General features: G+C 59.4%; 15 protein-coding genes. 7 read left to right on the forward strand and 8 right to left on the reverse strand.

Features of this window, described 5'->3' with window-relative positions; all coding sequences use genetic code 11:
* The first annotated feature begins 143 nt into the window (after positions 1–143).
* From IPP95_07635 to IPP95_07645, 3 genes are all read left to right on the forward strand, one after another.
* A complete protein-coding gene (locus IPP95_07635; protein ID QQS74223.1) occupies positions 144–1649 on the forward strand; it encodes a F0F1 ATP synthase subunit beta in 1506 nt (501 codons plus the stop codon).
* A 195-nt stretch (positions 1650–1844) separates the two neighbouring features.
* Positions 1845–2081 (forward strand): ATP synthase F1 subunit epsilon, encoded by a 237-nt coding sequence (gene atpC / locus IPP95_07640; protein QQS74065.1) that lies wholly within the window; start codon positions 1845–1847, stop codon positions 2079–2081.
* A 152-nt stretch (positions 2082–2233) separates the two neighbouring features.
* Positions 2234–3847, forward strand: coding sequence for a DUF4139 domain-containing protein (locus IPP95_07645; GenBank protein ID QQS74066.1), 1614 nt, complete (start codon positions 2234–2236; stop codon positions 3845–3847).
* Between the two features lie 55 nt (positions 3848–3902).
* On the opposite strand, the gene IPP95_07650 is transcribed toward IPP95_07645, so the two are convergent.
* Positions 3903–7046, reverse strand: a complete 3144-nt coding sequence (locus tag IPP95_07650; GenBank protein QQS74067.1) for a choice-of-anchor L domain-containing protein — start codon at positions 7044–7046, stop codon at positions 3903–3905.
* A gap of 314 nt (positions 7047–7360) precedes the next feature.
* The gene (locus tag IPP95_07655) at positions 7361–8437 is read right to left on the reverse strand and encodes an acyl-CoA desaturase (GenBank protein ID QQS74068.1); all 1077 of its coding nucleotides are present in this window, start codon (positions 8435–8437) and stop codon (positions 7361–7363) included.
* Positions 8438–8800: 363 nt separating this feature from the next.
* On the opposite strand from IPP95_07655, the gene IPP95_07660 reads away from it, so the two are divergent.
* Complete coding sequence (locus IPP95_07660) at positions 8801–9217, forward strand: RNA-binding protein (GenBank protein ID QQS74069.1); 417 nt, start codon at positions 8801–8803, stop codon at positions 9215–9217.
* A gap of 243 nt (positions 9218–9460) precedes the next feature.
* A complete protein-coding gene (locus IPP95_07665; GenBank protein QQS74070.1) occupies positions 9461–11950 on the forward strand; it encodes a TonB-dependent receptor in 2490 nt (829 codons plus the stop codon).
* 212 nt (positions 11951–12162) lie between these two features.
* On the opposite strand, the gene IPP95_07670 is transcribed toward IPP95_07665, so the two are convergent.
* Genes IPP95_07670 through IPP95_07680 form a run of 3 tightly spaced genes read right to left on the reverse strand, consistent with a single transcriptional unit; the run spans position 12163 to position 16749 of the window.
* A complete protein-coding gene (locus IPP95_07670; protein ID QQS74071.1) occupies positions 12163–13173 on the reverse strand; it encodes an HmuY family protein in 1011 nt (336 codons plus the stop codon).
* Positions 13170–15452 carry a TonB-dependent receptor gene (locus tag IPP95_07675; GenBank protein ID QQS74072.1) on the reverse strand — a complete coding sequence of 761 codons (2283 nt, stop codon included), beginning with the start codon at positions 15450–15452 and terminating at the stop codon, positions 13170–13172. Before IPP95_07675 ends, IPP95_07670 begins: the two co-directional genes overlap by 4 nt.
* Positions 15453–15507: 55 nt before the next feature.
* On the reverse strand, positions 15508–16749 hold the full coding sequence (locus tag IPP95_07680; GenBank protein QQS74073.1) for a T9SS type A sorting domain-containing protein: 1242 nt from the start codon (positions 16747–16749) through the stop codon (positions 15508–15510).
* 174 nt (positions 16750–16923) lie between these two features.
* Here IPP95_07680 and IPP95_07685 point away from each other — a divergent pair, with 174 nt between their 5' ends.
* Both IPP95_07685 and IPP95_07690 read left to right on the forward strand, forming a co-directional pair.
* Positions 16924–18267, forward strand: a complete 1344-nt coding sequence (locus IPP95_07685; protein ID QQS74074.1) for a HAMP domain-containing histidine kinase — start codon at positions 16924–16926, stop codon at positions 18265–18267.
* A complete protein-coding gene (locus IPP95_07690) occupies positions 18264–18986 on the forward strand; it encodes a response regulator transcription factor (GenBank protein ID QQS74075.1) in 723 nt (240 codons plus the stop codon). Before IPP95_07685 ends, IPP95_07690 begins: the two co-directional genes overlap by 4 nt.
* A gap of 89 nt (positions 18987–19075) precedes the next feature.
* On the opposite strand, the gene IPP95_07695 is transcribed toward IPP95_07690, so the two are convergent.
* Genes IPP95_07695 through ftsA form a run of 3 tightly spaced genes read right to left on the reverse strand, consistent with a single transcriptional unit; the run spans position 19076 to position 22460 of the window.
* Positions 19076–19531: a GatB/YqeY domain-containing protein gene (locus IPP95_07695; GenBank protein QQS74076.1), complete on the reverse strand. Its 456-nt coding sequence runs from the start codon at positions 19529–19531 to the stop codon at positions 19076–19078.
* Positions 19532–19536: 5 nt separating this feature from the next.
* Positions 19537–21129, reverse strand: coding sequence for a cell division protein FtsZ (ftsZ, locus tag IPP95_07700; GenBank protein ID QQS74077.1), 1593 nt, complete (start codon positions 21127–21129; stop codon positions 19537–19539).
* Between the two features lie 44 nt (positions 21130–21173).
* A complete protein-coding gene (gene ftsA / locus IPP95_07705; protein QQS74078.1) occupies positions 21174–22460 on the reverse strand; it encodes a cell division protein FtsA in 1287 nt (428 codons plus the stop codon).
* Between the last annotated feature and the right edge of the window lie 29 nt (positions 22461–22489).

The raw sequence follows: 22489 nt of genomic DNA on the forward strand, positions 1-22489 counted from the left end.
CGAATTCTCATATATCCACTGACGACCAGACCCTTGCCACCATGGCTTGACCAGCAGATCATCAACGATCCTTTCACCATTTGGGAATGCGCCCTACCTTCGCGCCCGCAAAAACAGGGCATTCGCCCTTCCATCAGAACAACATGTCCCAGCACATCGGTAAAGTGGTCCAAGTGATCGGTCCCGTGGTCGACGTCCGTTTCGAGTCCGGAAAGGACCTTCCCAACATCTATGACGCCTTGCACGTGACCCGCGCGGACGGCTCCATTCTGGTTCTGGAAGTGCAACAGCTCACCGGTGAGGACACGGTGCGCACGGTGAGCATGGAAAGCACCGACGGTCTGGCCCGCGGGACTGAAGCGATCGGACAAGGCAAGCCCATCACCATGCCCACGGGCGATGGTATCAAGGGGCGCCTCTTCAACGTGGTTGGCCTGCCCATCGACGGGATGAAGCAGGTGACCGGCAGCAAGGGCGCCTCCATCCACCGGGAAGCACCGAAGTTCGAAGAACTCACCACCAGCGCGGAGATCCTGTTCACCGGCATCAAGGTGATCGACCTCATCGAGCCTTACTCCAAGGGCGGTAAGATCGGCCTGTTCGGCGGTGCCGGCGTGGGCAAGACCGTGCTGATCCAGGAACTGATCAACAACATCGCCAAGGGCCACAGCGGTTACAGCGTGTTCGCCGGTGTAGGCGAGCGCACCCGTGAAGGGAACGACCTGCTCCGCGAAATGATCGAGAGCGGCATCGTGAATTATGGCAAGGCCTTCGCCGAGAGCATGGAGAAAGGTGGCTGGGACCTGGAAAAGGTGGACATGGACGCCCTGAAGACCTCACAGGCCACATTCGTGTTCGGCCAGATGAACGAGCCCCCCGGAGCACGTGCACGCGTGGCACTGAGCGGACTCACTTTGGCTGAATACTTCCGCGACGGTGATGAGGAGAGCGGCGGACGCGACATCCTCTTCTTCGTGGACAACATCTTCCGCTTCACCCAGGCCGGTTCCGAGGTGAGCGCACTACTGGGCCGCATGCCCAGCGCCGTGGGTTACCAACCTACGTTGGCCACCGAGATGGGCGCCATGCAAGAGCGCATCACCTCCACCAAGCGCGGTTCCATCACCTCCGTACAGGCGGTGTACGTACCTGCAGATGACTTGACCGATCCTGCTCCCGCGACCACCTTCGCGCACTTGGACGCCACCACGGTGTTGAGCCGGAAGATCGCCGAGCTCGGCATCTATCCTTCCGTGGACCCGCTGGATTCCACCAGCCGCATCCTCACGCCGGCCATCGTGGGCGATGTACACTACGACTGCGCCCAGCGCGTGAAGGCGATCCTCCAGCGCTACAAGGAACTACAGGACATCATCGCCATTCTCGGATTGGATGAATTGAGCGAAGAGGACAGACTGGTCGTGAGCCGCGCCCGCCGCGTGCAGCGCTTCCTCAGCCAACCCTTCTTCGTGGCCGAGCAGTTCACCGGCCTCCCCGGCGTGATGGTCTCCATCGAGGACACCATCAAGGGCTTCACCATGATCATGGACGGCGAGATGGATGAGTACCCGGAAGCCGCGTTCAACCTGAAAGGCAGCATCGAGGACGTGATCGAGGCGGGCAAGAAGATGCTCGCACAGGTAGCTTGAGGATAGAACACTGATGACGCAGAAAGGGCAGATCTACGCTGATAAGACGAATTAATTGGAACGGCCCCTTATTGGACTGCTGAGTCTTAAGTCGCGATCCGAACTTTAACCGATCACCATCACGCTTCCATAAACTCAGATCTGCGCAGATCCACTGTTTCTGCGTCATCTGCGTTCCAATAACGATCAACCAAGATGGACCTCCAGATCATCACCCCGGACACCGAGCTTTTCAACGGTCAGGCTAAGCGCGTGAACGTTCCCGGCGTGGACGGCAGCATGGGCTTTTTGGACAACCATGCCCCGCTGATCACCGTGCTCAAGGCAGGTGACGTGAAGGTGACCTTGCCGGACAACAAAGTGGAGACTTTCATGCTGAAAGGCGGCGTTGTGGAAGTGAGCCATAACAAAGTGATCGTACTGGCGGAGTAACATCTCCCCGTCTCTTCATTTTGAACGGCGTTCTCCTAGGGGTGGGCGCCGTTCACTTTTCCAGTTCTTATGAACCCTTGGCCAAGCCAAGTGTACAGTTCGGCATGCCCCCTGATAAACCGGGGTAACTTCGCACCGAACAACAACGCGCCATGCAATTGAGCCGCCTTTCCGCCTTTTTTCTGCCCTTGCTTATTGCCACTGCCACCTGTGCTGCAGAGGGGGAAAAACCTATCACCAGCACCGTCACCGCCGCGAAGGTCTTCCTTCGGGGGGCGCAAGTTGAACGCACGGCCAAAGCCACCGTTGCCTCGGGCAGTGGCACCATCGTTTTCACCGGCCTCGCGCAAGGGCTGGATCCGCAGAGCATCCAAGTGACGGGCAAGGGCGCGTACAGCATCCTCTCCGTGGCACACCGGATCAACTACCTCACGGAAAGCCCGAACAAGAAAGAGGTAGAGGACCTTCAAGCGCGCATCAAGGCGAAGGAGCATGACACCAATGCGGAGAACAACGCCAAGGCCGTTTGGGACCAGGAGGAACAACTCCTGCTGAAGAACACCGCCATCGCAGGGCAGCAGAGCGGCGTGGCGGCAGGCCAGCTCCAAGCGGTGAACGACTATGTGCGCGAGCGCCTGAAAGCCATCAAGGCCGGACAGCTGGCGCAGACCGAAAAGTTGGCCACCTTGAACGAAGACCTCACGAAACTGCGGCAGCAGCTGCAACAATTGCAGGGTCAGGCTGCGCGGCCCACAAGCGAGGTGGTGCTGGAAGTGGAGGCCGATGCGGCCACCCCGGCGATCTTCACCATCACATATTTCGTCGGCAACGCTTCCTGGACCCCGGCCTATGACCTGCGCGCCACCGGCACCAACAAGCCCATCGAGCTGGCCATGAAGGCACAGGTGGTGAACAACACCGGCGAGGATTGGGACAAGGTGGGCCTTTCGCTGAGCAGCGGCAACCCGACGCTGCGCGGGGTGATGCCGCAGCTTTATCCGTGGACCTTGATCTCACAACCTCAACAACTTATTGGTCGATACGCACAGGACAGGGAGGCCCAGATGGGCGATGCCAGAGCACCGAGCCAGAAGGCCATGGCAGAGAGCATCACCATGGACGCCATCACACAGGTGCCGAACACCGTCCTCCAGCGCACTACCACCATGGAGTTCAGCATTGACGCGCCCTTCAGCATCCCTTCGGACGGCGTGGTACACAGTGTGAGCGTACAGAACCAGACGATCCCTGCCAGCTATAAGCACTACAGCACCCCGAAACTGGACCGCGATGCCTTCCTCTATGCCCGCACCACCGGCTGGGAGGACCTGAACCTGTTGCCGGGTGAGGCGAACATCTTCTTCGAGGGTACTTATGTGGGCAAGAGCTTCCTGGACCTGGACCAGCCGCACGATACGCTGGACATCTCATTAGGCCGCGACAAGGGTGTTACCGTGGAACGTGTGAAGCGTAAGACCACGAACGAAAAAGCGCTGATCGGCAGCAAACGCACCGTGTCGGTAGGCTGGGACATCACCGTGCGGAACACGAAGAGCGTGCCCGTGGAGTTGGAGCTTCGCGACCAATACCCGCTCAGCCCACGTAGCGAGATCGAAGTGAAGCTGGATGAAAAAGGCGGTGCGGACGTGAACGACCAGACCGGGATGCTGATCTGGAAGCTCACCGTGACCCCCAAGGAGACCAAGAAGATCGGATTCGGCTATACCGTGAAGTATCCGAAGGACATACCGGTGGAGGTGGAATAGCTAGCGCTCTCGGATCCTTTAGCCGGCACTCGCGACACGCGAGTGCCTGTACGTGTCACTTCAACAAAGAGACATGGCCAAAGTGCTTCTCCGGCCGACCAGTGGAGATCGTGTGGAAGTTGATGGTGTAGACGTACACATCCTGTTTCACCGTCCCCCCGCCGCCGTTCCCCATCGTGCCGTCCCAACGACCCAAGGGATCTTCGGACTGAAAGATGACAGCGCCCCAACGGTCGAAGACGCGCAGTTCGAAATCACGGATATCCGGGATGTTGCTCACCATGCCCCAGCTATCATTCACCCCGTCCGCATCCGGAGTGAAGCAGTTGGGGACGTAGGTCTCCAGCACGTCGTTGATCTCAACCGTGCGGCATATGGAATCCGGGCAGCCGCGATCGTCCACTACGGTGAGGCACACTTCGTATTCCGCGGGCTGTCGAAAATCGAAGGTGTAGGAACATTGGTCCTGGTCGGAGGTGGCCAGACCGGCGATATCCCAGAGAAGCGAGACATCGTTCACCGAGGTATTGATGAAGCTGATGGAGGTGGCTTCCACGGTCGCCGGATCGGGGCCGTATATGAAATTCGCCACCACTGGTGGCGGCCCTGTAACGGTGATGGAGGCCGAAGCAAGGCAGCCGTTGGCATTCCGGATCACGATCGGATAGTCCCCCACGCAAGCATTTGGAAACACGGAGGCGGGGCCGAACGTGGCACCACCATCGAAACTATAGGCCACTGCGTTCGGGGCAGTAATGGTGACCGTCCCATCGCACGAACCATAGCACCACGGCTCCATGAAGCTCAGTTCGGGGATCGGCACGGGGGCCGGCTCGGAGATGATGAGGTCCGCTTGGGCCGTGCATCCGTTGGCATCGGAAAGGATCAGGGAGAGGCTTCCGGCACAGAGATCTTCCGCATCCGCCGCGTTGGAGAGCGGACCCGCAGCATTGCTCCACTGGTAATTGAACGGCGCGGTCCCTCCCTGGGGCACCGCTGTGGCCGTCCCGTCGCAGACCCCATTGCACAAGGCACCGGTGGAGCTCACCACGACCACAAGCGTATCGGTGAAGGTGACGGTGACGTCGTCCACCACATGGCATGTTCCATCATCCTCGGTCCATGTGAAGGTCGCAGTACCAGCTACCGAGGCGGTCACGGTGGTTTGCGCGCTTTGTGCCTGCGCGATCACATAGCCCGGCGGCCCGGTCCATGTGCCGCTGCCGATATTGCCCGTGGCCGCCTGCAGAACGTGGCTTAGCCCGCAGGTGGTGGCGTTCGGCCCGGCATCCACCGTTCCACAGCAGACCGGATCGGTAATATCGAGCATATCAATGGTCACGCTGGCCGTGTTGGTGCATCCTTCCGCCGAGGTCACGCTATAGAAAAAGACACCCTCCACGCCCGTGGCCGGGTCGAAGGTGCCTGGTACGGGATCACCAATTGCGTTGACCCAGCTTCCTCCGGTCTCAGGGATTCCGCCCAACATGTCGATCAATGCAAAGGAGGGCTGGGTTGGACAGATGACGATCGCGGAGTCCGTCCCCGGGTCCGGCCCCGGATCAAAAGTGATCGTTACATTGTCCGTAACGGCACAGTCCGGAAATCCCGTCGGATAGACCGTAACGGCATAATCGGTCGTGGCGCTCACCGTGGCCACGGGCCCGGAGATGCCGGGGTTCGAGAGGCCCGTTGCCGGCGTCCATGCCCATACTAAACCGGTTGTAGCACCGACCACCTCGGCCTGCAAGAGCACGGGGTCGCCACAACTGGCGATGTCCGTCCCGGCGTCCACCGTCAGGGCGGTCCCGTCCACCACGTCGAACGTGTCCTCGGCAGTGCAGCCCAGGTCATCCTCCACAATGATCGAATACGACCCCGCGCAGATACTGGCGGCCGATGTTGCTCCCGTGCCTGCCAACGAATTGCTCCATGCATAGCTGAACGGGGCGGATCCACCGCTCATCACTGCGGAGGCCGAGCCACTGCATGCGCCGGGACAGACCGTGGCTGTTGTGTTCACCACAACGGCCATTGTGTTATCCACAACGGGTATGGTGAGGACGATGGTACTGGTCTGGCCGCACAGGTCCGGATAGGCGAAGGTCAGCGTGAGCTGTTCCGTGCCTTCGGTGATGAAGTCCTCGAAGGCCTCCAGATCGAAATTGATGGTGGCTTGTCCGGCCGGGAAGCTGAATACAGCCGGGACGGTCGTATGGTCCGTGCCGTTGGTGGTGGTCCCTGACACGGAAACGGTCACGTCCATGGCGTTCTGGGTATCGGACCGGGTGAGGACGATCGTGGCCCCTGCACAACCTTCAACCAGTTCGCCGAAGGGACTGTCCGTCTGGGCTTCCACGGACAAAGGGGTCGGGCTGCTGAAACTGCCTCCCTCCAAAAAGACCCCGCTGTCCAGATAGGGGTCACCGGCATCCGCGATGGCGATCTTCAGGTGATAGGTCTGCCCGCATTGCACCGTGGCATAAGCGGTGAGCGGGACGGTGAAGCCGTCGAACTGGATGTACTGGGGGTCGCTGTCCCAAGGGAAGCTGAATCCGTCCCCGTTGTCCACGTAATAGGCCGGATTGCTCATGTTGTTCACATTGTCGATGGAGACCACGGAGCTGCTGCCCGGGACCAACGCGATGTTCACGGCATTGTTGGCATACGGCCCATTGAGCCCCGGTCCGCTCAGAAAGAAGCCGAACACGTCGTTGTAGCCCGCGTTCACGTACTCCAGATATTCCTCCGAGGCGAAAACATAGTTGAAGGAGATCTCATCCCCCGTGGGCACGAGGTCGAACTCCAGCACGGCGCCATCATACGTGGTGGAATTACTGGTCTGGTCCAGATCGGGGTCGCCGAATGCACCGGTCCCGGCGGCCGGCAGTGTTTGGCTATCGGTGTTGTTGGGCCCCAAGGCCAATGCGATATCACCCGTGCATAGCATAAGACCTTGTGCCAAGCCCACGTTGCAGGCTGAACCATTGAAGCTACCGATCTGGATGTTGGAAAAGCCGGCCGGCATGCCGTTAAAGGTGATGTTGCTCACGGTCACTCCCCCGCCGAGCAGCACGTTCTCCACAAGGTACTGGACCGTCACGGTATTATTCACCGATAACTGCGCCTGCACCACGGCCGTAGGACCGGCCGCTGCAAGAAGGAGAATAAACCGGGTATGGAGGATGGTGGTTCGCATGGCTGCATCGTTCGAGGCCCTCGGCCACCTTATGCTTGAGGTATGCCGACCTTTCTTTGGTCAAACTTATTTAGTCCGGTCAAGTGCCGCAATCCCACATTCGGGGGGTATGCCGAACATTATGGCGGCCGATCCACGGCCGGGCGCGACGGATACTTCACGATATACCGAGATCCGGAAGAGAAGATGGGTCAGATCAGATTCGGCGATCCGGCGAGATCTCCAAAGGGGTTGCCGGCGGACCTTAGCTCCCGACCGCAAATACCATAACACGCTAATAGAATGAACCCGCCGGACGTTATCGACCACCGGACCTACGCCATGGTCCCCACGTGCCTCAGATGCACCAAGTGTGACCAGAGCGCGCTCCGCAAGGTGGGGAATTCACGGTATTTGATGTTGAACTCCGCGCACACCTCCTTGAGCCGTTTGTTCAGTTCCGGATAGTGCACATGGCTGATCTTGGGGAACAAGTGGTGCTCCACCTGGAAGTTCAATCCGCCGAAGAGCCAGTTCCACATCTTGTTGCGTGTAGCGAAATTAGCGGTGGTGGCCACTTGGTGAACGGCCCATTCACTCTCAATATTTCCGCCTTCCACGGCAGGGATCACAAATTCGGCATGCTCTACAACATGCGCCAACTGGAAGACCACCGCAATGAACAGGCCGGTGACGAAAACCATCACCCCGTAGCCCACAAGCGTCGGTACCACCCCCGCAAAATACATCGGCAAGAGCAGGAAGATCGAGACGTAGGCGACCTTCGTTATCCAGAAAATAATATGCTGCTCCCGGTCCATCGGCTTCATCCGGGTGTTGTCGGCGATCTTACCGGTGAAGTACTTCTTCAGGTCGTTGTAGAAGATCCAGAGCAGATAGGTGAGGCCGTAGAGTAACAGGCCGTAGATGTGCTGGAACCGGTGGAACCAATGCTTGGGCTGGCCCTCATGCACCCTCACCCAAGGTTTGATATCGATGTCGTCATCCATCCCCTCGATGTTGGTGAAGGTGTGGTGGTTCACATTGTGCTTCAACTTCCAGAAATGTACGCTGCCGCCCAGCAGGTTCAGCGAATGGCCCATCACCTCGTTCACCCATTTGCGGCGGCTATAGCTGCCATGGGCACCATCGTGCATCACGTTGAAGCCCACACTGGCGACCACCAGGCCCAGCAAGGCACAGAGGCCCAAAGCGATCAACGTGGAGGAAGGTGTGAAGAAGACCAGTAACACATAAAGACCTACAAGCGCCGTGAGCAGGATGGCCGTTTTCCAATACAGGCGGCTGTTCCCGGTCTTTCTGAGGTTATTCTCCTTGAAATAGGCTTCGGTGACCTCCCTCAACCGTTGAAAGAATACGGGAGGGGTCTTGGCAAACGTGGTTTGTGACATAATGTGTTCTGATGCGGAACGCACAAAGGTACGACCGATGAATCCGTGCCTCCGGGTTGATCCGATGGTCGCCACGTCGGCCGCATCCATCGTCCTGATGTGGTGATCGCGCCATGGCGCTCAGCGCATTTGGCGGCCACATGGCCCGGTCGTCATCGGTGTTCCAAAAAAGGGGATCCATGAGGGCCGGCCAGAGCATCACCGGGAAATGTGGGGATCCCGGGCCTCAATAATTTCGGGCAGATGCTTGTAATTACGGCAGATCCATCTAATTTCGCCCCGCTTTGGCCCATTTGTTCTTTGGCGAGAACCTCCGGGCGTGGCACGAAACCTCAAAAAACACTCACTCAGTCAGTCGAACTCATGAACATTTACGTCGCCAACATTGCGTATTCCGCACAGGACCAGGATCTCCGCGAGCTTTTTGAAGCTCACGGTGAGGTGACCTCGGCCAAGATCATCATGGACAAGGCCACCAACAGGAGCCGCGGCTTCGGTTTCGTGGAGATGTCCGACGACGACAGCGGGCGTGCCGCGATCGAAGGCACCAACGGCATCGCCTTCCATGGCCGTGACCTCGTGGTGAACGAAGCCCGCCCCCGTACCGAGGGCGCAGGCGACCGTGGCGGATTCCGCGGCGGCAACAGCGGCGGCGGCGGTGGCTACCGTGGCGGCAACAGCGGCGGTGGCGACCGCGGCGGATACCGTGGCGGCAGCGACCGTGGCGGCAGCGGCAGCGACCGCGGCGATCGTGGCGGCTACCGTCGCGACGAGTACTAGGCCAGAACCTTCTTCGCATCGAAAGCCCTCCGAGATCTCGGGGGGCTTTTTCGTTGTATCGCCAATGGAACGCAGATGAACCTGAAAGATGGGATCACCGCTGTTTCCTTTTAAGGTTGCCGGTGTCGGGTGGGGCCTCAACGAGGGTGCTCCGCACAAAGAATACCATTCCGGGTCCGAAGTTGCCAACTTGGTCAAATACCACTGGCCGAGGATGGAGGCCCGGTACCTTTGCGTACCGAAATGTTGAAAAGCACTCCTCTTCTTCTATTTGTTCTTTTACCCGGTCTTCTCCTTGCACAGCGCGGCCCCGGAGGTGGCTTTGCAATGGGACGTGCCTATGGCCGTGTTCTGGATACCGATAAGAAGCCTGTCGCATTCGCCACGGCGACCGTGCTGTTGGGTGATAGCGTGGTGGGCGGTGCACTGGTCCAGGAGAACGGTGAATTCGACATCCCCAAACTACCGATGCGGACATTGCGGCTGAAGGTCGCAGCAATGGGCTATACCACGGTGGAAAAGGAATTCAGCCTTACCCGGGAAATGCCTGAACTGGACCTGGGAAACCTGCGGATAGAGGCCGATGCGGTGGTACTGAAGGCCGCGGAGGTCTCCAAGGAGCGCGCTACACAGGTGCTCCAGGTGGACCGCCGCGTGTACAACGTGGAAAAGGACATCAGCGTGGCGGGCGGCGATGCCACGGACGTGATGAAGAACATCCCCGGCCTTAGCGTGGACGCCGAAGGCAACGTGGAGATGCGCGGCAAAAGCCCCAAAGTGTTCGTGGACGGGAGGCCCACCACCATGACCTTGGACCAGATCCCCGCGAGCGACATCGAACGCGTGGAGGTGATCACCAACCCCAGCGTGATCTTCGATGCCAGTTCCACTGGCGGCATCGTGAACGTGGTGCTGAAAAAGGACACGCGACCCGGATACAGCGGGCAATTGTCGGTCGGTATCGGTAACAACGAGCGCTACAACGCCAATGGCAACTTGCTGGTCCGGCAGGGTCGTAGTGCCTTCAATGTCAGCCTGAGTTTCGGCCACGGAGCCCCGCCCGGCACCAGTTACAACTACCGCACGGACCTCGCTGACGGCCTGCCCACCGGTTACTTCCGTCAGGATGCCACCAACACCCATGATCATCTCCGGGAGAACGCACGCTTAGGTTGGGATTACAAATTGAGCAACCGGAACACCATCAGCCTCTCGCAAAGCGTGAACATCGGCACACGCAGCAGTTCGGAGGACCAGACCTACATCAGTTCCGACGCGGCGAACAACACCATCGGCAGTGGCACCCAGCACAATTTTTCCGACGGGCGGTACACCAACCTCACCTCGCGCGCGGGCTTCAGGCGCACCACCACCAAGCCCGGCAAGGAGTGGAGCACCGACCTCACTTTCAACCTCAGCGACCGCACCTCCCCTGCCACCACTGAACAGTTCAACGATGGCGTGGACGGGATCTTGGCAGGCCACAGCTACCAGGACCGCGACTCCAAGAGTGATGGCCAGGAATGGACCTGGCAGCTCGATGTCACCGACCCGTATGCGGACAACCGCAAGTTGGAATGGGGCTTCAAGGCCAATTTTGAGCAGAGCAACTCCACCATGGATGTCACTTATGGCAACGATACCCTCCAGGGTGCCGTCCGTGATACGGCCTTGAGCAATGCCTTCAACATCGGCACGTGGGTGAACGCGGCCTACGTGAACTGGAGCACGAAACTCTCCGATCATTGGTCCATGCACACCGGGCTGCGTGTAGAGCAGAACATGATGAACGCCAAGCGGACCGACAAGGACGTGGACTTCAGCTACAGCTATCCAGACGGCCTCAAGGACCTTGGGCGCATCCTTTTCCCGGCGGTCTACCTCAGCCGCAAATGGGACGCCCCGGAAGGCAAGCTCCAGCAGGAGCTCCAAGTGAACGTTTCCCGCAAGGTGAACCGGCCGAACTTCTACCAGATCATGCCCTTCATCATGAGCACCGATGCGCGGAGCTACCGCATCGGCAATCCCGTGCTGCGCCCTGAGATGAGCACCATCGTGGAGGTGAACCACCTGCTTCCCTTCGGCGAAAAAGGCAATTGGCTCTCCTCCCTCTACGGCCGCTTCACCACGGACGTGATCACGAGCTACACCGCACCTTTGGCCAGCGACCCGAACATACTTGTGACCACCTATGTGAACGGCAAGCAGAACCAAGGCTTCGGATGGGAGAACACGGTGAAGCTTACCCTTTGGAAAGGATCCGAGGCGACCTTCAACGGCAACTTGCAATGGGTGAATATCAGCCTCTCCGAAGGAGGCGCCAACTACACCAACAACGGCATCAACTTCGATGGCAAGGTGAACATATCCCAGAAGCTTCCCGCCGACCTGACATTGCAGGTGAACGCTGATTACGACGGCCCGCGCATCATCCCGCAAGGGTATACCCTGGAGCGCTACTCCATGGACGTGTCGTTGCGCAAGCAGTTCGGGAAGCAATTCTTCCTCACTGCAAGTGCGAACAACATCTTCGATTCACGGGGCTGGGGGTCACACTATGAGACGCCCTATTTCGAACAGGAAGGTTTCAGCAGCCACGGTGGCCGCGAAGTACGCATCTCGGCCACGTGGCGTTTCGGGAAGCAGGACACCCAGCTTTTCCGGAGAAAGAGTACCGGCCCCACCGAACGGTCCGTGCCCGGCGGTGGCAGCGATGATGGCGGCGGTGAGTAAAGCGACGCTGAAATTGGGCCGCAGAGACGCGGAGGCGCGGAGAATGCAAATGGTGTTTTTGAAATTGGTACCGAGTATCTGGTACCGAGTACCGGGTACTGCCGATGCGATCCGCTACTCAGCGGCCAAACGCAACCGCGATCCTCTTCTCCGCGTCTTAGCGTCTCTGCGGCCAAAACACAACTACGCCCCCTTCACCGCGACTCAGCGCCCTATTCAGGTATCAACTGCACCAGCTCGAACTTGGGTGAACCCCGCTGCCCAATGTCGTTGTAGTAGTCTATGAAGTGCAGCTTGTAGAAGTTGCCGTCGGTGTCCTGCACGATGTAGATCTGGTTGCTATAAACCTCGTACGTGCCCGTATCGAAGGAGTAGTCTTTCCAATCGTAGCCGATGATGTCCTCGTCGGTGCTGAAGGGATTGGCCACCGTGTCCGCCAGGGTGATACTGGCGAAATCGCCGCTCAGTTGGGCCACACGCGCTCCGCTGTAGCCGTTCACCGTGCCCGTGACGATGTAGGACAAGTAGGGGTCCGGGGCATAAAACTGCTCGGTGTACTGCGTGAAGACCATGTCGTAGCTGCCTAACGGCGCTGCGATGTTCACCGCGCTGCCACTGGTAAAGTTGAAATGGACATAAGCCCGGGCGGGATCTTTCTGAATGGTGTATTCCTGAACATTGGAACCGTTGAGCTTAGCGGTCCGGAAGCTGAAAGATGCGGCCGAAACATCCGTGACCTGCACTTTTTTCAAGCCCATTGGCAGGCCAATTACGTTGTAGCCCATGTCGAGGACGAAGACCGGATGCTCGCTGCGCCAGTCACCGATGGCCATGCTGTCGGGCCTTCCGTTGGGCAGGTCGATCTTCCACGTGTTGCCATAGCCTGTTGTGTCCGTGGGTTCCGTGATCTCCGCCTGGCCCGTGCGGTGCGCGCGCATGAGCCTGGAGTAGTTCAAGCGGACCTGCCAGCCGTCCGGCGCGCATTGAAAGGCGAGGTCCCAGTCCATCTTGCTGTTCTGCGCGACCACACTCTGCGTGCCGAGGTCGAACCACAACTGGTTGGCATAATCCACGCCCACGTTCGCCACGCATTCAAACCATTCCCCTTCCCCTTGCATACTGTTGCCGCCACGTGTCTGCTTCGGCACAGGCAGTTCCTCCTTCACGCAGCTGCTGAATGCACAGGCCATCACCACTGCTCCAATACCGATCACAGTCCTCATAGCTTCGATTCTTTGACCTTACCTTTCAGATCCAGCGCCAGGCGTAGAAAGTAGGTGCGTCCCATCGCCAACGGAACGCTGCCCGCGCTCGGCCCGCTGTGAGCTCCGCCATTGCCGAGCGAGGCGTTCAGGTCGGTGATGTTCCCGATGTTCTTGCAGCCCAGCGATACGGTGAGGTGTTCGTTGAACAATTGCTTGGCCACGGAGGCATCGGCCATCACGTAATCCGATATCCTACCGCGTGATAAACTTCCGTCCTCCAGGTAGATGTAGTTCTGCTGCTCGCCCTGGTATTTGCCGAACACCGTGATGCTCCATCCCTGCTTGCGCCAATTCCGCGTAGCGTTGAGGTTCACTTCCGGGGCATACTCGTAAGTGGCACCGCCGGTCCGCACGCCCAAGGTGTCATAGCGACCTGTGATGGCGGTACCCGCCCCGAAGGCCCAATGGCCTGTCTCCCAACCAAGGCTGAAGCTGCCGCCCAGCGTGCGGTATTCGCCAACGTTGATGTAGCTGTACAGCGTCGGCCCCTCCTCCGCCAAGGTGATGAGGTCGTGGATGCGGTCGTGGAAACCGGCGATCTCTCCCCGTAGCACGCCTTTGTCCATTGCCTTGCGATAGCTCAACGAGAGCGAATAGTTGTTCGATGTCTCGGCGGTGAGGTCCGCATTGCCGTGAATGTCGTGGTTCACGTCCACGAAGTAGAGGTACAGTTCCTTGAGCGATGGCGCCCGAAAACCTTCGGCATAGGAGGCGCGCAGGGTGAACGCGGGGTTCAACTGCAAGCGCGCATCGAGGGAAGGGACAAGCGGCGCTCCATACTGGGTGTTGTGCGCGTAGCGTAGCCCGGGGCGGATGATAAGCCGCTTCACCGGCCGCCACTGTGCGCTGCCGAACACGGCGTAGTCCCCGATCTGCTGATCGCTGCCATCGGCGATCCGCTCCCCGGCGGCGGTCTCCAAGTTGAGGTCCATCCCTAGTTCATAGCCGAGCTTGGCACTGTCGCCGGAACTCGAATAGGTGGCGCGGGCATTGGTGAGGGTGAAGTATGAATCATCCGCTTCTCCGGGCACTTGCTGTGCTTCCAAGGTGGTGAGGTCGCGCAGCCACATGGTCCGGGTGCGCTGGTAGCGGTCGTGGGCGATCAGCGCGTCCAGATGTCGGCCCTTGCCGAGGTCCCCGTTGGCGAATAGCGCATTGTCCAAACGCCGGGTCAAGAATTCAGAATCAAACGCGCTCTCGTTATAGGGTGCGCGCGGCATACCGCGGTCCGTGATGCGGTCCTGCATCACCTCGCCCTTGTAGTTGAGGTTCCAGCGGTCGTTCAGGGCAAAGCGGTAGTTCAGCCTTCCGAAGTATTGCTCGCGCGGCTTCCACGACTGGTAGCGCGTGGAGTCCGCCAAATGCCTGCTGAAGTCATAGATCGCGTTCTGGTCCGGGCCCCAGCCTCCGAAGAAATTGCGTCCCAGCGAGAGCAGCACATCGCTCTTTCCAAAATGCTGGCCCGCCGCGACGGACAGGTTCAATCGGCCCATGGGTTCCACATAGCTGATGGCCTTCAGCGATGAGGTGTTGCCGGTGTTCTTGCGCGTGATGAGGTTGATCGTCCCGGCCAGTGCGTTGGTGCCGTAGTTCACGCTGAGCGGTCCTTCCAACACTTCCACCCGGTCGATGCCCGTGAGGTCGATCTGTGCCAGGTCAAGGTTTCCGTCCTGCCGCCCGATCACAGGAACGCCATCCACCAGGATCTTGACGTTCTCCCCGCCCAAGCCGCGCATGCTCACCGACGTGCCCAGGACATTGTCCTGTGTCATGCGCATGTTCAGCTCCTGCCGCAGCACATCGCCGAGGTTCTGCGCCGCCATGCGTTGGATCTGCTCCGCGCCGATGACGTGCATGCGCTGCACCGCTTTGTCCGCCGTGGTGGGCCGGTATTGCCCGGTGACCACCACCTCGTCGAGGTCGAACAGTTGTGCAGGCTGCAGGCCGAAGCTGCGGGCCGTCATCGTGAAGATCGTATCGGTGAGCTGACGGTAGCCGATGAAGTCGATGCGGATGGCCACCCCGTCCTTCACCGCCGCTTGGTCCACGGGCAGCGTAAGCTTTCCGCCGGGTCCCGCCACCTCCACGCCATTAGCGGGAGTGCTCAACGCATGCCAAGAGACGTGCGCGTACGGCACGCCCTCATTCGAACCCGCATCATGCACGGTCAAGGGCACTTGTGCATGGGCCGCAACAGCGAGGGCGAAGGCAAGGAGTGCTACGGCGGTGCGTATCATGGCATGTGTGAACATCCAACGGCCGATCGGCACCGCTGTCCGGTCAGGGACCAGCTTACTCGATCACGAGCTTGCCGGTGGTGCTGGAGTTGACCGCGTCGAAGCGGACGATGTACACGCCCTTGGCCAGGCCGTTCACGTCGAGGGTGCGCGTGGTAAGACCCGATAGCCCGCTCCACTGCTGTTGCCCCATCTGTTGACCGGTCGTATTGAAAATACGGAGCACGCCTTCACGGGCAGGAACGTCCACGATCAATTGTGCCTGTCCGTCCGTCACCGGGTTGGGATAGGCGAGCAGCGTGCCCTGTTGACGGGCGACCTCCCCGATCCCCACGGAGCTGACCAGTTCCTGGTTGAAGCCTATATCACCCGTGGCACCTCCGCCGTAGCCGGTGAAGACGATCTTCCAAATATTGCCGGGGATATCCTTCACGAAGTAGGTGGTGTCGGTGACGATGGCATATTGGTTCTGGGCGAAGTCATAGCGCTTCCAATCCGAACCGAGGATGTTCATCTGGGAGCTGAAGGGCGCAGATGTCCAATCGGCTTCCGCCGTCGGCACACCGTTCACCTGCAAGGCCGTCACATTCTTGTTCTGCAATACGCCGGTCACGGAATAGGGTGTGGGCACAAAGCCGGTATACTTGGTAAAAAGCAGGTCCCAATTCACAGTTGGTGGTTCGCGGTCCAGCGTGGCGTTGGTCGCGAAGGACCAATAGCCAAAGTTCTTGCCGGTGAAATCGGTCTTCACCAGTTCCTCGTCGTAATAGTCGTTACCATCGAGGTTTGAGTAGACGAACGAATAGATGCCGTTGGCGAGGGTGTTGATGCGCAGCTTTTTCCAGGTATTGTCCGGGAAGTTGATGGCGTAGATCTTCGAGCCGATGATATAGTGCGTAGCCATGTTGTAATTGCCCCATCCCACGTTGAACCCGTCCGGGTCCTGCAGGTTGTTGCCGTTGTTGAGCGCACTGACCGACCAGCTGGTGTCGGCATTGTCCACCCGGGTCCAGTTGGCGGAATCAACAGTTTGCACACCGTCCCAATCAGCAATGGCGACCGGAGTTTCATACACCACCAAGCCTCTGGCCGTGTTCACCCGGATGGAAGAGGAGAAACCGGTCATCTCGAAGGCGAGGTCCCATTCGTTCAACGGGGCCCTGCCGACCTCCCCGTTCTGCAAGCTGTACCATACCTGATCGGCATTGCCCGGAGAGGTGGAAACGGTGACAGGTGTTTGGGCATTGGTCAATGCCGAAATGAAGGCTGCGGAGAGCAGGAGGACTGTTTTTTTCATGGTGCTGTAAAAGCGTGGCGCAAGGTATTGCCCGGCCATATCGCGATCACGGTATTCCGGGCCTGCTTTGTCATGGAAGTGTCCAAAGTGTCCTCCGCCCGGCAGACCACAAGAGCTGTGAAAGAGAAGGTTTCACGGCCAAGCGGGCCTTAACATTGTCCTTCTTTCACGATCATGCGTAGACGCACCCTGGGAACCTTGGTCCTGCTGGCCATCTTGAGCTTGGCGGGCGTCGTGTTCACACAGGTGATGTGGCTGAAGCGCGCCCAACGCCACGAGCATGAGCAGGTGGCCCTGCAGGAGCAGCAGCAGAAGCAATTGGACAAACAGTTCAACGACCGGGTGAAGATCGCGCTCACCGATGTCACCGAGCGCATCCTCTCGATCACCAAGGACCCCAGCGACCTGTTCGACGCGGTGAAGCAGGAACGGCCCAACTACTTCGCGGTCACCATCAATGACACGATCCACCCCTACTTGTTGGAGGCACTGCTACAGCAGGAATTCAAGCGGCGAAACATCAACGACGACTTTGAATATGGAATCTATGATTGCTTCACGGACAGCATTGTCTACGGGAACTACGTGAGCTTGAACGACAGTTTGGTCCCGGACACCGCACGGCACAGCAAATTGCTGAAGTTGAACAAGGACGGGCACTACTTCGGGGTCTACTTCCCCCGCCGCACCACCTCGATCTGGGTGCCAAGGGAAGGAGGCACTATCACCTGGCTCTATCCCGCCGTTGTCACGTTCATCATGTTCTGCTTTTTCGCGTACAGCATGTGGGTGATCATGCGGCAAAAGCGGCTCGGCGAGATGAAGAACGACTTTATTGGCAACATGACGCACGAGCTGAAGACGCCGATCAGCACCATCGCGCTCAGCAGCGAGGTGCTTTCGGAGCCGGGCATCGCGGATGAACCGGCCCGCCTGCGGAATTATGCCCGCATCATCCGCACAGAAAATGAACGGCTACGGCAGCAAGTGGAACGTGTACTGCAGTTGGCCACGCTGGAAAACGGCGGGGTCAACCTGCATCTGGAGCCGGTGGATATGAATGAACTGGTGAAGGATGTCGTCCGGTCGTTCGAGGTGATCCTGAAGGAGCGCAACGGGGATTGCACCATGGACCTTCGTGCCCCGGACCCGATGGTGCAAGGGGACCGCGTCCATTTGGGAAATACCCTGTTCAACTTGGTGGACAATGCGGTGAAATACACGAAGGGACCGCCCCGCGTACACATTTCGACCAGCAATGACAACAAGCGTGTCCGCGTTGCGGTGGTTGACGAGGGCATCGGGATCCGAAAAGAGGACGTCCGGAATATCTTCGAGCGCTTCTTCCGTGTCCACACCGGCAACGTCCACGACGTAAAGGGCTTCGGACTCGGCCTGCACTACGTTGCGGAAATGGCGCGTGCCCACGGCGGCAAGGTCCATGTGGAAAGCACTTGGGGAAAAGGAAGCACGTTTACACTTGAACTGCCCCTCTGGAAGGAAAAAGCAAAGCGATGAGCAACAAAAAGACCGAAGAAAAGGAGGATACCAAGGGGACCTTGCTCTTGGTGGAGGACGATGAGAACCTGGGGTTCGTCGTGCAGGATGCCCTGGCCCGCAGAGGCTATATCGTTCATCTCTTCCGGGACGGGAAAGAAGGTCTTCAGCACTTCAACCTCAATACGTACGACCTGTGCCTGATCGACGTGATGCTGCCCTTGAAGGACGGCCTCAGCCTGGCGGAGGACATCCGCATGACGGATGCTCAGGTGCCGATCATTTTCCTCACGGCCAAGAGCCAGACCGAGGACCGCATCGCCGGTTTCAAGGCCGGCGGCGATGATTACATCACCAAGCCCTTCAGCCACGAGGAACTGGTGCTGCGCATCGAGGCCATCCTACGCCGCACCAAGGGCAAGGGCGAAGCCGACCGGAACAAGGACGTGTTCCAATTGGGTGATTTCACCTTTGACGACAGGAACAAAGAGCTCAAGCACCCTGAGGAGGAGCGGCGCCTGACCAAGAAGGAGGCCGCCGTGCTCAAGCTGCTCTGCATGCACATGGACCAGGTGCTCCCTCGGGAACTGCTGCTGAACATGGTCTGGGGTGATGACAGCTACTTCCTCGGCCGCAGCTTGGACGTCTTCATCAGCCGCCTTCGGAAATACCTCCGCCACGACGACCGCGTGCGCATCGTGAACGTGCATGGCGTGGGTTTCAAGATGCAGGTGGATTAGAACGCGCCTTCGGGGAAACCTTCCTGAAAACAGCGGCGACGCGCGTCTTTCAACGCACGCCGCTACCGTCCCTACCCAACTTTTTCAACTCAGCCCCCGCTGAGCAGTTCCTTTACTGCGGAAGCGATGGCACTACCGTCCGCTTTGCCCGCCAGTATTGCGTTCACGGCCTTCATCGCCTTGCCCATGTCCGCCATGGACGTGGCCCCGATACCGGTCAATGTCTCTTTCACGATGGCCTTCATCTCCGCGTCGCCCATGCGTGCGGGCAGGTAGGCCTCGATGATCTTCGCCTGCGCATCATCCTCCGCGGCAAGGTCGGCGCGGCCTTGTTGGTGATAGATGGCGGCCGCCTCAGTGCGTTGCTTGTGGAGCTTGTGCAGGATCTTCATCCCGGCTTCGTCGCTCACCGCATGCGCTCCGCCTTCTTTCGTCAGCTCCATGAGCAGCGCGCTTTTGATGGCACGGAGCACGTTCAGCTTGTCCTTCTCACGGGCGAGCATGGCCGCCTTGATGTCGGCATCGATGCGGGCTTGGAGGTCCATGGCGGTCAGTCGACGTTGTCGTGGAGGAACGGGTTGTTGCGGCGCAGTTCCACTTGGCGCTGGCCGTTCTCGTCGTTGCCTTCGCTGAGGGTATAGCGGCTCACGTTGCTGTCGGTGCTGTGGGGCGTATCGTTCAGTTGGACGTTGCGGCGCTTGAAGGCGGGCTCCCGCTCCATCTCGGCGAGGCCGTTCGGCGTGCGCAGGCGCATGTTCACCTCACGCATGTGGGACAGGCGGTCCTCTACGCGGGCCTGTTGTTGGGCCTGGGAGAGGTTCGGGGTGATCAGCTCCTCAATGTGGTCATGCGCTTTGGCCTCCATGTGGTCTTCAACCGACGCCGACTGTTCATCCTCATGCAGTTCATGCACCACTTTCTCAACGGCCTTTGATGCCAAAAGGGCTTCCACTTTAGGCCGTTCAACGGGGTTGGACTCCTGCTCGAACTGAAGCCGGGATTGCTCTTTCGGAGCCTCGACCTGTTTGATGTACGGCTCTGGGGTCTTCGCTTCCTGCACGCTGACCAGGGGAACGGACACCAGCACCGGATTGACGATGGGCTTGGTGATCATCGTGGGCAGCTCGCTGTTGAGGTCGGTGACCTTCTTCTCCGGCAAGCGCTGCTCCAATGTTGCCGTCAGTTCGTTCTGGTTGAAGCCGGTGGCGATCACCGTAACGCGGATGGCTTCACCGAGGGTTTCATCGGAATGGTAGCCCCAGATCACATCGGCGGTGCTTCCGGCAGCATTCTGGATGTGGTCGGTGATCTCCGTGATCTCGTCCATGGAGATGGAACGGTTCCCCAACGCAATGTTCAGCAGCACATACTTGGCACCCTTGATGTCGTTATCGTTCAGCAAGGGCGAGGCTAATGCTTCCTCGGCGGCACGCATGGCGCGGTCCTCCCCTTCGGCCTCGGCCATGCCCAAGATCGCTACGCCGCTGCCGGTCATCACCGTGCGGACGTCCTCGAAATCCACGTTCACCTTGCCGGTCTTCATGATGATCTCCGCGATGCCGCGCGCGGCTGTTGCGAGCACATTGTCGGCATGGGCGAAGGCCTCGTCCATGTCGAGGTTCCCGTAGAGATCGCGCAGGCGGTCGTTGTTGATCACCAGCAGTGTGTCCACGGCTTCGCGCATCTCCTCAATGCCCTCTACGGCCTGGTTCTTCCGCTTGCGGCCTTCCCATTGGAACGGCATGGTGACGATGCCCACGGTGAGGATCCCCATGTCCCGTGCGATACGCGCGATCACCGGTGCCGCACCGGTGCCGGTGCCGCCGCCCATACCGGCGGTGACGAAGAGCATTTTGGTGCGCGGGGTCAGCAGCTCCCTGATCTCCTCGATGTTCTCCTGTGCCGCCGCATTGCCCCGCTCGGGGATACTGCCGGCACCAAGGCCTTCGGTAAGCGTGGCCCCGAGCTGCAGCTTCACCGGCACCTGGCTCATGTCCAGCGCTTGCTTGTCGGTGTTGCAGATCAGGAAGTCCACGCCCATGATGCCTTGGGAGTGCATGTGGTTGACGGCGTTGCCACCGCCGCCGCCGACGCCGATCACTTTGATGATGGAAGAGAGCTCGGAAGGAAGGTCGAATTTCATGGGTCGGGTATTTCGGGTTCGGGCCGGGTCGGCAAATGTCAGGGTCAGGCTTCGTCGTCCTTGAAGATCTCGGACGCACCATTCACCACTTTTTCAAAAAAGCTGCCCACCTTGAACTTTTGGCTGTGGGTTTTCACCTTCGGCGCCTCTTCGATCTGGTGGGAGCGGCGGCGCTCGATAAAGTCGAAGCCGCGCAGCACAAGACCTACGCCGGTGGCGAAAAGCGGGCTGGTGACGTCCTCCACCTTGCTGTTGGCGAGGTGCTCGTTGGGGTATCCGATGCGGGTGCTCATGCCGGTGACGTATTCGGTGAGCTGGCGGAGGTGTTTTAGTTGCGCGCCGCCGCCGGTGAGGACGATGCCGCCACTGAGCTGCTTCTCCAGGCCGCTGTTCTTGATCTCGAAGTAGACGTGATCAAGGATCTCCTCCATCCGGCTCTGGATGATGTTGGCGAGATTCTTCAGGCTGATCTCCTTGGGCTCACGGCCACGCAGGCCGGGGATGCAGACCACTTCGTTCTCCTTGTTCTCCGAGGCGAGCGCACTTCCGAAGCGGCTCTTCAGCAGCTCGGCCTGGTCCCGCAGGATCGCGCAGCCCATCTTGATATCGTCGGTGATGACGTTGCCACCGAATGGGATCACGGCGGTGTGGCGGATGATGTGATCGCTGAAGATCGCGATGTCGGTGGTACCGCCACCGATGTCCACCAGCACCACGCCGGCCTCCTTCTCCTCCGCGCTCAGCACGGCGTCCGCGCTGGCCAACGGTTCAAGGATCAGCTCGGTGACGTCGAGGTTGGCACGGGCCACGCATTTGTTGATGTTACGCGCGGCGGTGACCTGCCCGGTGATGATGTGGAAGTTCGCCTCTAAACGAACTCCGCTCATGCCGATGGGGTCCTTGATGCCCTGCTCGTTGTCCACGATGTATTCCTGGGGCAGCACATGGATGATCTCCTCGCCGGGCACCATGGCCAATTTGAACATGTCGTCGATCAGCTGGTCGATGTCCGATTGGCGGATCTCCTGCTCGAGGCTCTGGCGGGTGATCATGCCACGATGGTGCATGCTACGGATGTGCTGTCCGGCGATGCCCACGTTCACGGTGGTGATCTCCACGCCGGCGCTGTCCTCGGCCTCCTGCACGGCGGCCTTGATGCTGTCCACGGTGCGCTGGATATTGGTCACCACACCACGGCTCACACCGTCGCTGCGGCTCTTGCCCATGCCCATGATCTCGAGCTTGCCCTGCTCGTTCTTGCGGCCCACGATGCAGGCGATCTTGGTGGTGCCGATGTCCAGACCGGCGACTATTTCCTCTTTGTGGTCCATGTTGTGTTGTCTCCTTGCGTTGTGCTTGC

This window comes from Flavobacteriales bacterium, from assembly GCA_016700415.1.
Classification (GTDB): Bacteria; Bacteroidota; Bacteroidia; order Flavobacteriales_F; family PHOS-HE28; genus PHOS-HE28.

Bases quoted from the DNA above. Each gene is read 5' to 3' on its own strand.
- IPP95_07635 (QQS74223.1), top strand. From the start codon at position 144: ATGTCCCAGCACATCGGTAAAGTGGTCCAAGTGATCGGTCCCGTGGTC.
- atpC (QQS74065.1), top strand. From the start codon at position 1,845: ATGGACCTCCAGATCATCACCCCGGACACCGAGCTTTTCAACGGTCAG.
- IPP95_07645 (QQS74066.1), top strand. From the start codon at position 2,234: ATGCAATTGAGCCGCCTTTCCGCCTTTTTTCTGCCCTTGCTTATTGCC.
- IPP95_07650 (QQS74067.1), bottom strand. From the start codon at position 7,046: ATGCGAACCACCATCCTCCATACCCGGTTTATTCTCCTTCTTGCAGCG.
- IPP95_07655 (QQS74068.1), bottom strand. From the start codon at position 8,437: ATGTCACAAACCACGTTTGCCAAGACCCCTCCCGTATTCTTTCAACGG.
- IPP95_07660 (QQS74069.1), top strand. From the start codon at position 8,801: ATGAACATTTACGTCGCCAACATTGCGTATTCCGCACAGGACCAGGAT.
- IPP95_07665 (QQS74070.1), top strand. From the start codon at position 9,461: ATGTTGAAAAGCACTCCTCTTCTTCTATTTGTTCTTTTACCCGGTCTT.
- IPP95_07670 (QQS74071.1), bottom strand. From the start codon at position 13,173: ATGAGGACTGTGATCGGTATTGGAGCAGTGGTGATGGCCTGTGCATTC.
- IPP95_07675 (QQS74072.1), bottom strand. From the start codon at position 15,452: ATGATACGCACCGCCGTAGCACTCCTTGCCTTCGCCCTCGCTGTTGCG.
- IPP95_07680 (QQS74073.1), bottom strand. From the start codon at position 16,749: ATGAAAAAAACAGTCCTCCTGCTCTCCGCAGCCTTCATTTCGGCATTG.
- IPP95_07685 (QQS74074.1), top strand. From the start codon at position 16,924: ATGCGTAGACGCACCCTGGGAACCTTGGTCCTGCTGGCCATCTTGAGC.
- IPP95_07690 (QQS74075.1), top strand. From the start codon at position 18,264: ATGAGCAACAAAAAGACCGAAGAAAAGGAGGATACCAAGGGGACCTTG.
- IPP95_07695 (QQS74076.1), bottom strand. From the start codon at position 19,531: ATGGACCTCCAAGCCCGCATCGATGCCGACATCAAGGCGGCCATGCTC.
- ftsZ (QQS74077.1), bottom strand. From the start codon at position 21,129: ATGAAATTCGACCTTCCTTCCGAGCTCTCTTCCATCATCAAAGTGATC.
- ftsA (QQS74078.1), bottom strand. From the start codon at position 22,460: ATGGACCACAAAGAGGAAATAGTCGCCGGTCTGGACATCGGCACCACC.